Annotated in this window: 8 protein-coding genes and 1 pseudogene; 8 read left to right on the forward strand and 1 reads right to left on the reverse strand. The window is 51.3% G+C overall.

The genetic code is table 11. The features are described from left to right. Positions 1–171: 171 nt before the first annotated feature. The 3 genes and pseudogenes from DFR77_RS14690 to tbpA all read left to right on the forward strand — a co-directional run. Positions 172–288, forward strand: a pseudogene (locus DFR77_RS14690) (Fic family protein); the annotation flags it as partial. 1,531 nt (positions 289–1,819) lie between these two features. Beyond that, positions 1,820–3,922, forward strand: a complete 2,103-nt coding sequence (locus DFR77_RS07010; RefSeq protein WP_113852071.1) for a transferrin-binding protein-like solute binding protein — start codon at positions 1,820–1,822, stop codon at positions 3,920–3,922. A gap of 86 nt (positions 3,923–4,008) precedes the next feature. After that, the gene (gene tbpA, locus DFR77_RS07015) at positions 4,009–6,747 is read left to right on the forward strand and encodes a TonB-dependent transferrin-binding protein TbpA (RefSeq protein ID WP_113852072.1); all 2,739 of its coding nucleotides are present in this window, start codon (positions 4,009–4,011) and stop codon (positions 6,745–6,747) included. Positions 6,748–7,944: 1,197 nt separating this feature from the next. Here the strand turns inward: tbpA and DFR77_RS07030 are convergent. Next, positions 7,945–9,087 (reverse strand): extracellular solute-binding protein, encoded by a 1,143-nt coding sequence (locus tag DFR77_RS07030; RefSeq protein ID WP_010361543.1) that lies wholly within the window; start codon positions 9,085–9,087, stop codon positions 7,945–7,947. A gap of 305 nt (positions 9,088–9,392) precedes the next feature. Here DFR77_RS07030 and rpsT point away from each other — a divergent pair, with 305 nt between their 5' ends. The 5 genes from rpsT (at position 9,393) to DFR77_RS07055 (ending at position 14,107) form a co-directional block, all read left to right on the forward strand. After that, positions 9,393–9,656, forward strand: coding sequence for a 30S ribosomal protein S20 (gene rpsT / locus DFR77_RS07035; protein WP_002212556.1), 264 nt, complete (start codon positions 9,393–9,395; stop codon positions 9,654–9,656). Between the two features lie 159 nt (positions 9,657–9,815). Next, complete coding sequence (locus DFR77_RS07040) at positions 9,816–10,964, forward strand: phospholipase A (protein WP_003689377.1); 1,149 nt, start codon at positions 9,816–9,818, stop codon at positions 10,962–10,964. Positions 10,965–11,105: 141 nt separating this feature from the next. After that, complete coding sequence (locus tag DFR77_RS07045; protein WP_010358891.1) at positions 11,106–11,807, forward strand: DUF502 domain-containing protein; 702 nt, start codon at positions 11,106–11,108, stop codon at positions 11,805–11,807. A 57-nt stretch (positions 11,808–11,864) separates the two neighbouring features. Continuing rightward, a complete protein-coding gene (gene aspS, locus DFR77_RS07050) occupies positions 11,865–13,673 on the forward strand; it encodes an aspartate--tRNA ligase (RefSeq protein ID WP_113852075.1) in 1,809 nt (602 codons plus the stop codon). Between the two features lie 149 nt (positions 13,674–13,822). Then, a complete protein-coding gene (locus DFR77_RS07055) occupies positions 13,823–14,107 on the forward strand; it encodes a PepSY domain-containing protein (protein WP_003693623.1) in 285 nt (94 codons plus the stop codon). Positions 14,108–14,256: the final 149 nt, after the last annotated feature.

A 14,256-nucleotide genomic window follows, 5' to 3' on the forward strand; every position in this document is an offset into this window, starting at 1 on the left:
ATGTTTCCAGTATATGTTTACGCCGTGTATATATCAAGGATATATGTTTAAAAATTTGGCTTTTGTAAATATATGGGCGGTAAAACCGCCCGCAAAAGTCAATTTGCATGGGGTTAATTCAAAATCCGCCCTTCATCTGCCCGCTCCCCTAAAAAAACCGTATATATATAACTGTCCGCATTCTATCGCTCCGGCGACGATACCCATATTTCCAAGTTTGTGTATCAAAATTGTATATCGGGCATAGACTATTTCGGCGAGGACGAAGATATAGATTTCCACGATTGAATACATGGAGGCCAAGTACGTCTATCAACACTATATTAAAACACAGCTTTTTTTTGAGGTTTCGGGTAACTTCTAAACCGTCATTCCCGTGAAAACAGAAAATTAAAAACAGAAACCTCAAATCCCGTCATTCCCGCGCAGGCGGGAATCCGGACCTTCAATGCTAAGGCAATTTATCGGGAATGACTGAAACTCAAAAAACCGGATTCCCACTTTCGCGGGAATGACGGCAGAGCGGCTTCTGTTGCTCCCGATAAATGCCGCAATCTCAAATCCCGTCATTCCCGCGAAGGCGGGAATCCGGACCTTCAATGCTAAGGCAATTTATCGGAAATGACTGAAACTCAAAAAAACTAGATTCCCACTTTCGCGGGAATGACGGAATGTAGGTTCGTGGGAATGACGGGATGCAGGTTTCCGTATGGATGGATTCGTCATTCCCGCGCAGGCGGGAATCCGAACCTGTCGGAACAGAAACTTATCGGATAAAACGGTTTCTTGAGATTTGACGTTCTAGATTCCCACTTTCGTGGGAATGACGATTCAGATATTCCTAATAGCAAGCCGCCGGTGGGCATCATAGTCCTCTCTCCCCGTGGGAGAGAGTTAGAGAGAGGGCAGCAAGCCGTATTAGTTTGCATAAACCTTAACCCCAACAGCCACCCCGTCCTCTCTCCCTGCGGGAGAGAGTTAGAGAGAGGGCAACAAGCCGCAAGGTTTGTATTTTAGAAGACTAAGGGAGTTTGGGAAAGATTGCCGCAACTCGGAGAATGCCCTCTCCCCGGCCCTCCCCCACGGGGGAGGGAGCGGATTGCGGCAGATTTTGCGGTTGCAGGCGGTTTGAAAAGCAACTTGGATTTACCGTTGATTTCAGGTCGTATGAAAAATAAAAAACAGCCTGCACAAGCCGTATTAGTTTGCATAAACCTTAACCCCAACAGCCACCCCGTCCTCTCTCCCTGCGGGAGAGAGTTAGAGAGAGGGCAACAAGCCGCAAGGTTTGTATTTTAGAAGACTAAGGGAGTTTGGGAAAGATTGCCGCAACTCGGAGAATGCCCTCTCCCCGGCCCTCCCCCACGGGGGAGGGAGCGGATTGCGGCAGATTTTGCGGTTGCAGGCGGTTTGAAAAGCAACTTGGATTTACCGTTGATTTCAGGTCGTATGAAAAATAAAAAACAGCCTGCACAAGCTGATTAGTTTACAGAAACCTTAACCCCAACAGCCGCACCGTCCTCTCTCCCTGTGGGAGAAAGCTAGAGAGAGGGCAGTAAGCCGCAAGGCTTGTGTTTTAGAAGACTAAGGGATTTGGGAGAGGTTGCCGCAACTTGGAAAGTGCCCTCTCCCCAGCCCTCCCCCGCGCAGGGGAGGGAGCGGATTGCAGCAGGTTTGGCGGTTGCAGGCGGTTTTAAAAGCAGCGCGGGAATGACGGTATTTTGGTTTATTTACTAAAAATATAAAAAAGCATTTGCAAATTTTTTAAAAATAAATAAAATAATAATCCTTATCATTCTTTAATTGAATCGGGTTTGTTATGAACAATCCATTGGTGAATCAGGCTGCTATGGTGTTGCCTGTGTTTTTGTTGAGCGCTTGTCTGGGCGGAGGCGGCAGTTTCGATCTTGATTCTGTCGATACCGAAGCCCCGCGTGCCGCGCCAAAGTATCAAGATGTTCCTTCCAAAAAACCGGAAGCCCGAAAAGACCAAGGCGGATACGGTTTCGCGATGCGCTTCAAGCGGCGGAATTGGTATCCGCAGGCGAATCCTAAAGAAGATAAGATACCACTCTCTGAAAATGATTGGGAACAAACGGATAATGGTAATATCAAAAACCCTTCCAAACAACAAAATATTATTGATGCCTTACCTGGAAATGATGGAGAAATATTGCAAGATTCAAGTAAAGGAGAGCAGGGTATATCTAAGGTTAAGGACCATCATAATTTCCAATACGTTTGGTCGGGTTTTTTTTATAAACGGATTCAAAATACAATTGAAAAAAAAGGTTTATCTATAATCACAGCCAAAAACGGTCCTGACGGTTATATTTTTTATAAAGGCAAAGATCCCTCGAGAAAACTTCCTGTTTCAGGGAATGTTACGTACAAAGGTACTTGGGATTTTTTAACTGATGTGAAAGCAAATCAGAGATTTACAGATTTAGGAAATGCTTCTGCGAGACCCGGAGACCGATATAGTGCTTTTTCCGGGGAGTTGGATTATATAGTCAGGAAAGAGGAGGATAAAAAAGACGGGCACGTAGGTTGGGGATTAACAACGGAAATAACGGTTGATTTTGGGAAAAAAACCCTGAACGGAAAATTAATTAAAAACAACAGGGTAATCAATGATAGAGATGAACGCACCACGCAATACTACAACCTCAAAGCGACGCTTAGGGGAAACCGCTTCAGCGGCACGGCGACGGCGACCGATAAATCCAGCGATGGACAAGCCAAACAACATCCCTTTGTTTCCGACTCGTCTTCTTTGAGCGGCGGCTTTTTCGGCCCGAAGGGTGAGGAATTGGGTTTCCGCTTTTTGAGCGACGATCAAAAAGTTGCCGTTGTCGGCAGCGCGAAAACCAAAGACAAAGCCGAAAATGGCAATACTCCGGCGGTTTCAAGCGGCGCAGGTGCGGCAGGCATGTCGTCTGAAGACAAGCTGACCACGGTTTTGGATGCGGTCGAGCTGAAATCGGACGGTAAGAAAGTCGAAAATCTCGACAACTTCAGCGACGCTACCCGACTGGTTGTCGACGGCATTATGATTCCGCTCCTGTCCACCGAAAGCGGGGGCAGTCAGGCAGATAAAGGTAAAAACGGTGGAACAGACTTTACCTACACAACAACCTACACAACAACCTACACGCCGGAAAGTGATAAAAAAGACACCAAAGCCCAAACAGGCGCGGTCGGCATGCAAACCGCTTCGGGTGCGGCGGGCGTTAACGGCGGGCAGGCGGGAACAAAAACCTATAAAGTCCAAGTCTGCTGTTCCAACCTCAATTATCTGAAATACGGGCTGCTGACACGTGAAAACAACAATTCCGTGATGCAGGCAGTCAAAAACAGTAACCAAACTGCCGCCCAAACGCCACAGGACGCACAAAGTATGTTCCTCCAAGGCGAGCGCACCGATGAAAAAGAAATTCCAAAAGACGAAAACGTCGTTTATCTAGGCACTTGGTACGGGCATATTGCCACCAACGGCACAAGTTGGACCCGCGAAGCCTCCAATCAGGAAAATGGTAATCGGGCAAAGTTTGACGTGAATTTCAAAGACAAAAGAATTACCGGCACGTTAACCGCTGAAAACAGGTCGGAGGCAACCTTTACCATTAAGGGAATGATTCAGGGCAACGGATTTGAAGGTACGGCGAAAACCGGTGATGGCGGCTTTGCGCTGGATACGAACAATACCGTTGCTACACATAAGGCGCACATCGCAGAAGCCAAGGTGCAGGGCGGTTTTTACGGGCCTAACGCCGAAGAGTTGGGCGGATGGTTTGCCTATCCGGGCAATGAACAAACGAAAAATGCGCAAGAAAATGCGCAAGCTTCATCCGGCAGTGGAAATTCAGCAGGCAGTGCAACTGTCGTATTCGGTGCGAAACGCCAAAAGCTTGTGCAATAAGCACGGCTGCCGAACAATCAAGAATAAGGCTTCAGACGGCATATCGGCTTTAAATGCCGTCTGAAAGCGAAGGGTAGGGAAACACTATGCAACAGCAACATTTGTTCCGATTAAATATTTTATGCCTGTCTTTAATGACCGCGCTGCCCGTTTATGCAGAAAATGTGCAAGCCGGACAAGCACAGGAAAAACAGTTGGATACCATACAGGTAAAAGCCAAAAAACAGAAAACCCGCCGTGATAACGAAGTAACCGGTTTGGGCAAATTGGTCAAAACCGCCGACACCCTCAGCAAGGAACAGGTACTCGACATCCGCGACCTGACGCGTTACGACCCCGGCATCGCCGTCGTCGAACAGGGGCGCGGCGCAAGCTCGGGCTACTCGATACGCGGTATGGACAAAAACCGCGTCTCCTTGACGGTGGACGGCTTGGCGCAAATACAGTCCTACACCGCGCAGGCGGCATTGGGCGGGACGAGGACGGCGGGCAGCAGCGGCGCAATCAATGAAATCGAGTATGAAAACGTCAAGGCTGTCGAAATCAGCAAAGGCTCAAACTCGGTCGAACAAGGCAGCGGCGCATTGGCGGGCTCGGTCGCATTTCAAACCAAAACCGCCGACGATGTTATCGGGGAAGGCAGGCAGTGGGGCATTCAGAGTAAAACCGCCTATTCCGGCAAAAACCGGGGGCTTACCCAATCCATCGCGCTGGCGGGGCGCATCGGCGGTGCGGAGGCTTTGCTGATCCGCACCGGGCGGCACGCGGGGGAAATCCGCGCCCACGAAGCCGCCGGACGCGGCGTTCAAAGCTTCAACAGGCTGGCGCCGGTTGATGACGCGAGCACATACGCCCATTTCATCGTTGAAGAAGAATGCAAAAACAGGGATTACGAAAAGTGTAAAGCGAATCCGAAAAAAGATGTTGCCGACAAAGACGAACGTCAAACGGTTTCCACCCGAGACTACACGGGCCCCAACCGCTTCCTCGCCGATCCGCTTTCATACGAAAGCCGGTCGTGGCTGTTCCGCCCGGGTTTTCGTTTTGAGAATAAGCGGCACTACATCGGCGGCATACTCGAACGCACGCAGCAAACTTTCGACACGCGCGATATGACGGTTCCGGCATTCCTGACCAAGGCGGTTTTTGATGAAAATAAAAAATACGGATCGATAAGAGGCTACGGCAAATACGCGGGCGACCACCGATACGGCGGGCTGATTACCAACGGTGAAAACGGTGCGCAGGTGGGCGCGGAATACGGTACGGGCGTGTTTTACGACGAGACGCACACCAAAAGCCGCTACGGTTTGGAATATGTCTATACCAATGCCGATAAAGACACTTGGGCGGATTATGCCCGCCTCTCTTACGACCGGCAGGGCATCGGTTTGGACAATCATTTTCAGCAGACGCACTGTTCCGCCGACGGTTCGGACAAATATTGCCGCCCGAGTGCCGACAAGCCGTCTTCCTACTACAAATCCGACCGCGTGATTTACGGGGAAAGCCACAGGCTCTTGCAGGCGGCATTCAAAAAATCCTTCGATACCGCCAAAATCCGCCACAACCTGAGCGTGAATCTCGGTTACGACCGCTTCGGCTCTAATCTCCGCCATCAGGATTATTATTATCAACATGCCAACCGCGCCTATTCGCCGAAAACGCCCCCTCCAAACGGCAAAAACAGCCCCAACGGCGGCAAGAACAGACCCTATTGGGTCAGCATAGGCGGGGGAAATGTGGTTACGGGGCAAATCTGCCTCTTTGGCAACAATACTTATACGGACTGCACGCCGCGCAGCATCAACGGCAAAAGCTATTACGCGGCAGTCCGGGACAATGTCCGTTTGGGCAGGTGGGCGGATGTCGGCGCGGGGTTGCGCTACGACTACCGCAGCACGCATTCGGACGACGGCAGCGTTTCCACCGGCACGCACCGCACCCTGTCCTGGAACACCGGCATCGTCCTCAAACCTGCCGACTGGCTGGATTTGACTTACCGCACTTCAACCGGCTTCCGCCTGCCCTCGTTTGCGGAAATGTACGGCTGGCGGTCGGGCGATAAAATAAAAGCCGTCAAAATCGATCCGGAAAAATCGTTCAACAAAGAAGTCGGCATCGTGTTTAAAGGCGATTTCGGCAACTTGGAGGCAAGTTGGTTCAACAATGCCTACCGCGATTTGATTGTCCGGGGTTATGAAGTGCAAATTAAAGACGGCAAAGAACAAACCAAAGGCGACCCGGCTTACCTCAATGCCCAAAGCGCGCGGATTACCGGCATCAATATTTTGGGCAAAATCGATTGGAACGGCGTATGGGATAAATTGCCCGAAGGTTGGTATTCTACATTTGCCTATAATCGTGTCCGTGTCCGCGACATCAAAAAACGCGCAGACCGCACCGATATCCAATCACATCTGTTTGATGCCATCCAACCCTCGCGCTATGTCGTCGGCTCGGGCTATGACCAACCGGAAGGCAAATGGGGCGTGAACGGTATGCTGACTTATTCCAAAGCCAAGGAAATCACAGAGTTGTTGGGCAGCCGGGCTTTGCTCAACGGCAACAGCCGCAATACAAAAGCCACCGCGCGCCGTACCCGCCCTTGGTATATTGTGGATGTGTCCGGTTATTACACGGTTAAAAAACACTTCACCCTCCGTGCGGGCGTGTACAACCTCCTCAACCACCGCTATGTTACTTGGGAAAATGTGCGGCAAACTGCCGCCGGCGCAGTCAACCAACACAAAAATGTCGGCGTTTACAACCGATATGCCGCCCCCGGCCGCAACTACACATTTAGCTTGGAAATGAAGTTCTAAACGTCCGAACGCCGCAAATGCCGTCTGAAAGGCTTCAGACGGCGTTTTTTTACACAATCCCCACCGTTTCCCATCCTTCCCGATACACCGTAATCCCGAAACCCGTCATTCCCGCGCAGGCGTGCATCCGGGTCTGTCGGGTTTCGGTTTCTCCGATAGATTCTCGCTGCGTTGGGGTTTCTAGATTCCCACTTTCGTGGGAATGACGATTCAGATATTCCTAATAGCAAGCCGCCGGCGGGCATCATAGTCCTCTCTCCCTGTGGGAGAGAGTTAGAGAGAGGGCAGTAAGCCGCAAGGCTTGTATTGGGGCGGTTAGGGAATTTTTTGAGCGGGGGGGGGATTGCCGCAACTTGAAAAATGCCCTCTCCCAAACCCTCCCCCACAGGGGAGGGAGCGGGTTGCAGCAGATTTTGCGGTTGCAGGTAGTTTGAAAAGCAGATTGGATAAGCAGCCGTTAATTACAGGTCGTCTGAAAAACAAAAAGCAGCCTGCACAAGCTATTTTCTTTTTCCTGGAATAGCGCATTGAAAAGAGTATGATAATGGAAACATAAAAGATTCCGGCAAATGTCCGTGCGCCGTTCCCCTCCGTCATTCCCGCGCAGGCGGGAATCCAGGTCCGTCGGCATAGGAACTTATCGGATAAAACGGTTTCTTGAGATTTGACATTCTAGATTCCCACTTCCGTGGGAATGACGGGGTGCGGGTTTCCGTGCGGATGCGTTCTAGATTCCCGCTTTCGCGGGAATGACGGGATTCCGGTTTGCGGATTGATTTGAAGTTGCAAAATCCCAACGGGCCGGATTCCCGCCTGCGCGGGAATGACGGGATTTCAGTTTGCGGATTGATTTGAAGTTGCAAAATCCCAACGGATCGGATTCCCGCCTGCGCGGGAATGACGGCGGAAGGTTTTTTGTCTTTCCTGATATAGTGGATTAACAAAAATCAGGACAAGGCGAGGAAGCCGCAGACAGTACAAATAGTACGGAACCGATTCACTTGGTGCTTCAGCACCTTAGAGAATCGTTCTCTTTGAGCTAAGGCGAGGCAACGCCGTACCGGTTTTTGTTAATCCGCTATAAATGTCCGCAATCTGAAATCCCGGCCGTGGGGGCGACGGTATAAATATTTCTATTTCCATCCAATATAAAATGCCGTCCGAACATCGTTCGGACGGCATTTTTAATGCTTCGAATCAGTTGGTGCCGACTTTGATTTTCTGCCACAGGCTGACCGACAGTTTTTTCGCATCCGTGCTCATTTGCGGCATGACGAAACCGTCTTTCATATCCTGCTCGTTCGGGAAGATGGAACGGGTGTTCACCAACTCGGCAGGCATTTTTTCGCGCGCCGGTTTGCTGGCGGGGGCGAAGGTTACGGCGATGCCGTTTTTCGCCGCGATTTCGGGGTCGAGCGTGTAGTTGATGTATTTGTGGGCGTTGGCGACGTTTTTCGCATCGGCGGGAATCAGCCAAGACTCAATCCAGAAGCCCATACCTTTCGGTGTCAGCACTTCGATGCCGACGTTGTTTTTCACTTCTTCGGAACGCGCTTTCGCCAAGTTCAAATCGCCGCCGTTGCCTGCCGCCAGGCAGATGTCGCCGCGCGCCAGCTCGTCGATGATGGACGGGCTGAAACGTTTGACGTCCGGACGGATAGACTTCAACACTTCCGCCGCCGCCTTCAAATCTTCAGGATTCGAACCTTTGGGGTCTTTGCCCAAGTAGTTCAGCAAAATCGGGAACATTTCGCTGGGGGTGTCCCACAAGGCGATGCCGCAGGATTTCAGCTTGCGGGTGTATTCGGGTTTGAACAGCAAATCCCAGCCGTTTTCGGGCAGCTTGCCGCCCAAAAGCTCTTTGCCCTTCGCCGTAATCGCAACCGTGTTCACGCCGGAGAAATAGGGGACGGCATACTGGTTGCCCGGGTCGGCGGCTTCCAGCATTTTCAAGAGTTCGGGATCGATGTTTTTATAGTTGGGAATCAGGTCTTTGTTGACTTTTTGATACGCGCCCGCCTCGATTTGGCGCGGCAGGAAGGCGATGCCCGGCACAACCAAATCGTAACCGGATTTGCCGGTCAGCATTTTGGCTTCCAGCGTTTCGTTGTTTTCGTACAAGTCGTAAGTCAGCTTCAGATTGTTGGCTTTTTTAAAGTCTTCGACCGTACTCTCGTCAACATAGTTCGACCAGTTGTAGATGTTCAGAGTATCGGTGGCAGCGGCTTCGGCATTGGCAGCAGGTGCGCTGCCTGCTTGAGGCTGCACGGCGTTTTTTTCGCTGCCGCCGCAGGCTGCCAGAGACAGCGCGGCCAAAACGGCTAATACGGATTTTTTCATACGGGCAGATTCCTGATGAAAGAGGTTGGAAAAAAAAGAAAACCCCGCGCCCCATAAACACCCCGGCGCAAGGTTTGGGCATTGTAAAGTAAATTTGTGCAAACTCAAAGCGATATTGGCCTGATTTTCCTAAAAAATTACCCTGTTTCCAAAAGGAGGGGGGAAACGGCCGCCCGATTTTGCCGTTTTTTTGCGCCGTCAGGGTGTCCGACGGGCGGATAGAGAAAAAAGGCTTGCATATAATGTAAACCCCCTTTAAAATTGCGCGTTTACAGAATTTATTTTTCTTTCAGGAGATTCCAAATATGGCAAACAGCGCACAAGCACGCAAACGTGCCCGCCAGTCCGTCAAACAACGCGCCCACAACGCTAGCCTGCGTACCGCATTCCGCACCGCAGTGAAAAAAGTATTGAAAGCAGTCGAAGCAGGCGATAAAGCTGCCGCACAAGCGGTTTACCAAGAGTCCGTCAAAGTCATCGACCGCATCGCCGACAAAGGCGTGTTTCATAAAAACAAAGCGGCTCGCCACAAAAGCCGTCTGTCTGCAAAAGTAAAAGCACTGGCTTGATTTTTGCAAAACCGCCAAGGCGGTTGATACGCGATAAGCGGAAAACCCTGAAGCCCGACGGTTTCGGGGTTTTCTGTATTTCGGGGGTAAAGTTCGAAATGGCGGAAAGGGTGCGGTTTTTTATCCGAATCCGCTATAAAATGCCGTTTGAAAACCAATATGCCGACAATGGGGGCGGAGATGAATACACGAAATATGCGCTATATTCTTTTGACAGGACTGTTGCCGACGGCATCCGCTTTTGGAGAGACCGCGCTGCAATGCGCCGCTTTGACGGACAATGTTACGCGTTTGGCGTGTTACGACAGGATTTTTGCGGCACAGCTTCCGTCTTCGGCAGGGCAGGAAGGGCAGGAGTCGAAAGCCGTACTCAATCTGACGGAAACCGTCCGCAGCAGCTTGGATAAGGGCGAGGCGGTCATTGTTGTTGAAAAAGGCGGGGATGCGCTTCCTGCCGACAGTGCGGGCGAAACCGCCGATATCTATACGCCTTTGAGCCTGATGTACGACTTGGACAAAAACGATTTGCGCGGGCTGTTGGGCGTACGCGAACACAATCCGATGTACCTTATGCCGTTTTGGTATAACAATTCGCCCAACTATGCCCCGAGTTCGCCGACGCGCGGTACGACTGTACAGGAAAAATTCGGACAGCAGAAACGTGCGGAAACCAAATTGCAGGTTTCGTTCAAAAGCAAAATTGCCGAAAATTTGTTTAAAACCCGCGCGGATCTGTGGTTCGGCTACACCCAAAGATCCGATTGGCAGATTTACAACCAAGGCAGGAAATCCGCGCCGTTCCGCAATACGGATTACAAACCTGAAATTTTCCTGACCCAGCCTGTGAAGGCGGATTTGCCGTTCGGCGGCAGGCTGCGTATGCTCGGTGCGGGTTTTGTCCACCAGTCCAACGGACAGAGCCGTCCCGAATCGCGTTCGTGGAACAGGATTTATGCCATGGCAGGCATGGAATGGGGCAAATTGACGGTGATTCCGCGCGTGTGGGTGCGTGCGTTCGATCAGAGCGGCGATAAAAACGACAATCCCGATATTGCCGACTATATGGGGTATGGCGACGTGAAGCTGCAGTACCGCCTGAACGACAGGCAGAATGTGTATTCCGTATTGCGCTACAACCCCAAAACGGGCTACGGCGCGATTGAAGCCGCCTACACGTTTCCGATTAAGGGCAAACTCAAAGGCGTGGTACGCGGATTCCACGGTTACGGCGAGAGCCTGATCGACTACAACCACAAGCAGAACGGTATCGGTATCGGGTTGATGTTCAACGACTGGGACGGCATCTGAATACCGTTTCAAACGGCATATCAAGTTGCCGTGCCGTCTGAAGCCGCCGGCGGTTTGGCGGGGCGGGATAAAAAATTCGTTTGAATCCGGGCAAACGCGTATAATGTGCGGTTTGTACGGACTTTGTCGGAATCAAGCAAGATGACGGAACCTGCGGCCGAAGGCGGCAAAGCTGCCAAGGCGTTAAAAAAATATCTGATTACAGGCATTTTGGTCTGGCTGCCGATTGCGGTAACGGTTTGGGTGGTTTCCTATATCGTTTCCGCGTCCGACCAGCTTGTCAACCTGCTGCCGAAGCAATGGCGGCCGCAATATGTTTTGGGGTTTAATATCCCCGGGCTCGGCGTTATTGTTGCCATTGCCGTATTGTTTGTAACCGGGTTATTTGCCGCAAACGTGTTGGGCCGGCAGATTCTTGCCGCGTGGGACAGCCTGTTGGGGCGGATTCCGGTTGTCAAATCCATCTATTCGAGTGTGAAAAAAGTATCCGAATCGCTGCTGTCCGACAGCAGCCGTTCGTTTAAAACGCCGGTACTCGTGCCGTTTCCCCAATCGGGTATTTGGACAATCGCATTCGTGTCCGGTCAGGTGTCGAATGCGGTTAAGGCCGCATTGCCGCAGGATGGCGATTATCTTTCCGTGTATGTCCCGACCACGCCCAACCCGACCGGCGGTTACTATATTATGGTAAAGAAAAGCGATGTGCGCGAACTCGATATGAGCGTGGACGAAGCGTTGAAATATGTGATTTCGCTGGGTATGGTCATCCCTGACGACCTGCCCGTCAAAACATTGGCAGGACCTATGCCGCCTGAAAAGGCGGAGTTGCCCGAACAACAATAAAGCTGCCGTTCAGACGGCATTTTCTGTTTTCAGTTTAAATCAATAAAAGGTGATTTTATGCGTACCAACTATTGCGGCCTGATCAGCGAGCAATACTTAGGCCAAACCGTTACCGTCAAAGGCTGGGTACACCGCCGGCGCGACCACGGCGGTGTGATTTTTATCGACCTGCGCGACCGCGAAGGCATCGTCCAAGTCGTGATCGATCCCGACACGCCCGAAGCGTTTGCCGCTGCCGATTCCGCCCGTAACGAATACGTTTTGGGCATTGCCGGCCGCGTACGCAACCGTCCCGAAGGCACGACCAACGACAAAATGATTTCCGGCAAAATCGAAATCCTTGCCAAAGAAATCGAAGTGTTGAACGCCGCCGCTACGCCGCCGTTCCAAATCGACGACGAAAACATCAGCGAAAACGTGCGCCTGACCAACCGCGTTATCGACCTGCGCCGCCCTGTGATGCAGCGCAACCTGCGCCTGCGTTACCAAGTCGCTATGGGCGTTCGCCGTTATCTGGACGCGCAAGGCTTCATCGACATCGAAACGCCGATGCTGACCCGCTCCACTCCGGAAGGCGCGCGCGACTACCTCGTACCGAGCCGCGTTCATCCGGGCGAGTTTTTCGCGCTGCCGCAATCGCCGCAATTATTCAAACAACTGTTGATGGTGGCGGGTTTCGACCGTTACTACCAAATCACCAAGTGCTTCCGTGACGAAGACTTGCGCGCCGACCGCCAACCTGAATTCACTCAAATCGACTTGGAAACCTCGTTCCTGAACGAGGATGAAATCATGGACATCACTGAAGGCATGGCCAAACAAGTCTTCAAAGATGCTTTGAACGTAGATTTGGGCGGCTTCCCACGCATGCCTTATTCTGAAGCCATGTTCTACTACGGCTCTGACAAACCGGACATGCGCATCAACTTAAAATTCACCGAGTTGACCGACCTGATGAAAACGGAAGAATTCAAAGTCTTCCGTGGCGCAGCCGACATGAAAGGCGGCCGCGTAGTCGCTCTGCGCGTGCCGAACGGCGCCAAATTCAGCCGCAAAGAAATCGACGAATACACTAAATTTGTCGGCATCTACGGCGCGAAAGGTCTGGCATACATCAAAGTAAACGATGCGGGCAACCTCTCCAACGGCGAAGACAGCGGCCTGCAATCTCCAATCGTAAAATTCTTGTCTGAAAACGCCCTGAAAGAAATCATCGAGCGTACCGCCGCGCAAAACGGCGACATCATCTTCTTCGGTGCGGACAAAGCCAAAGTCGTGAACGAAGCCGTCGGCGCATTGCGTATCAAAGTCGGCTTGGAACACGGCAAAGACAACGGCTACTTCACAGACGAATGGAAACCTTTGTGGGTTGTCGATTTCCCGATGTTCGAATACGACGAAGAAGCCGACCGCTACGTTGCCGTACACCATCCGTTTACCGCTCCTAAAGAAGGTCATGAAGACCTGATGGTTTCCGATCCTGCAAACTGCCTGGCCCGTGCCTACGATATGGTATTGAACGGCTGGGAAATCGGCGGAGGCTCTATCCGTATCCACCGTGCAGACGTACAAGGGAAAGTGTTTGCCGCGCTGAAAATCAGCCCTGAAGAGCAACAAGAGAAATTCGGCTTCCTCTTGGACAACCTGAAATTCGGTGCGCCTCCTCACGGCGGCCTTGCATTCGGCCTCGACCGTCTGGTAACGCTGATGACCGGTGCCGAATCCATCCGCGACGTGATTGCCTTCCCGAAAACACAACGCGCCCAATGCCTGCTGACCGATGCGCCCAACAGCGTGGACGATAAGCAGTTGCGTGAATTGAGCCTGCGTCTGCGTCAAAAAGCAGTTGAAACAAAAGAAGCATAAGGAAAACAGAGCCGTTTGACGGCTCTGTTTTTTCAGACGGCATTTACGCTTCTTGACTTCCCTCTAATTCAAACCTAATTTTGCTGTGTTTTAATGGCGGTATTGAAAAACACATCTTGTTCAATCAACCGATAAAAAAAGGACTGAAAATGAAAAAACTGTTATTGGCCGCCGTTGTTTCCCTAAATGCCGCAACCGCATTTGCCGGCGACTCTGCCGAGCGTCAGATTTACGGCGATCCCCATTTTGAACAAAACCGCACAAAAGCCGTGAAAATGTTGGAACAGCGCGGTTATCAGGTTTACGATGTCGATGCCGACGACCACTGGGGCAAACCTGTTTTGGAAGTGGAAGCCTATAAAGACGGCCGCGAATACGACATCGTGTTGTCTTACCCCGACCTGAAAATCATCAAAGAGCAGCTCGATCGCTGACTCCTTTGATGGAAAGATGAACCAAAATGCCGTCTGAAGCGTTCAGACGGCATTTTGCCTGTTCCTCATCAGGTATGAGGCAGGCTTTTCTTATTAAAAAAATGACATTTCACGCTGATTTGTTATAATCATTCCTTTTCAACACGACA

Source organism: Neisseria gonorrhoeae (assembly GCF_003315235.1).
GTDB lineage: Bacteria > Pseudomonadota > Gammaproteobacteria > Burkholderiales > Neisseriaceae > Neisseria > Neisseria gonorrhoeae.

Excerpts from the sequence above, each read along its gene's own strand:
- DFR77_RS07010 (WP_113852071.1), top strand. The coding sequence starts at position 1,820 with ATGAACAATCCATTGGTGAATCAGGCTGCTATGGTGTTGCCTGTGTTT.
- tbpA (WP_113852072.1), top strand. The coding sequence starts at position 4,009 with ATGCAACAGCAACATTTGTTCCGATTAAATATTTTATGCCTGTCTTTA.
- DFR77_RS07030 (WP_010361543.1), bottom strand. The coding sequence starts at position 9,087 with ATGAAAAAATCCGTATTAGCCGTTTTGGCCGCGCTGTCTCTGGCAGCC.
- rpsT (WP_002212556.1), top strand. The coding sequence starts at position 9,393 with ATGGCAAACAGCGCACAAGCACGCAAACGTGCCCGCCAGTCCGTCAAA.
- DFR77_RS07040 (WP_003689377.1), top strand. The coding sequence starts at position 9,816 with ATGCCGACAATGGGGGCGGAGATGAATACACGAAATATGCGCTATATT.
- DFR77_RS07045 (WP_010358891.1), top strand. The coding sequence starts at position 11,106 with ATGACGGAACCTGCGGCCGAAGGCGGCAAAGCTGCCAAGGCGTTAAAA.
- aspS (WP_113852075.1), top strand. The coding sequence starts at position 11,865 with ATGCGTACCAACTATTGCGGCCTGATCAGCGAGCAATACTTAGGCCAA.
- DFR77_RS07055 (WP_003693623.1), top strand. The coding sequence starts at position 13,823 with ATGAAAAAACTGTTATTGGCCGCCGTTGTTTCCCTAAATGCCGCAACC.